The following is an 830-nucleotide window of genomic DNA, read 5'->3' on the forward strand; positions in this document are numbered from 1 at the left end:
GCTCCCGCGATGATCGCGGCCAAGCGCATTGGCGCAACATTCCACGAGTCGGATTCCGACAGCATCGCGATGATCGTCCTCGAGAGCGATCAACAACTCGGCGACGAGGCGCACCGCTATTACGACGGCTTGGTGAAAAAACTGCAGGCAGACCCCAAGCACGTGCAGCATGTCCAGAACGTCTGGGGAGACCCGCTCACCGCCGCTGGCGTCCAGAGCCGCGACGGCAAAGCCGCCTATGTGCAACTCAACCTGGCCGGCAACCAGGGCAGCACCCTGGGCAATGAATCCGTCGACGCGGTAAGGAAGTCCGTCGACAAGTCAGCGCCGCCCCAAGGGCTCAAGGTCTACGTCACCGGCCCGGCGCCGTTGACGACGGACATGAATGAGGCTGCTGACAAGAGCATGTTCAAGATGATGGGCGTGACGGGTGTGGTCATCATGATCATGCTTTTTATCGCCTATCGTTCCATCAGCACGGTGCTTCTCGTCCTCGTCATGGTCGGTTTCGAGATGGGCACGGCTCGAGGGCTTGTCGCGCTGCTCGGGAACAACGAGCTGTTGGGATTTTCGACGTTCGTCGTCGCCATGCTGTCGTCGCTGGCGATTGCGGCGGGAACTGATTACGCGATCTTCCTCATCGGTCGGTACCAGGAGGCGCGCCAGGCCGGTCAGGATCGAGAAACGGCCTGGTACACGATGTTCCGCGGGACCTCTCACATCATCCTGGGCTCGGGGTTGACCATCGCCGGCGCCACCTTCTGCCTCCACTTGGCGCGGCTGTCGTATTTCAAGGCGCTGGGCATCCCGTCCGCTCTGGGATTGCTCGT

At 61.6% G+C, this 830-nt stretch carries 1 protein-coding gene; it reads left to right on the forward strand.

Going from position 1 to position 830, the window contains the following annotated elements; all coding sequences use genetic code 11:
- A partial coding sequence (locus ACZY0B_RS27865) for an MMPL family transporter (protein ID WP_463767443.1) occupies positions 1-830 on the forward strand: 830 nt, incomplete at both ends.

It is taken from the genome of Mycobacterium sp. IDUB_19, from assembly GCF_055419445.1.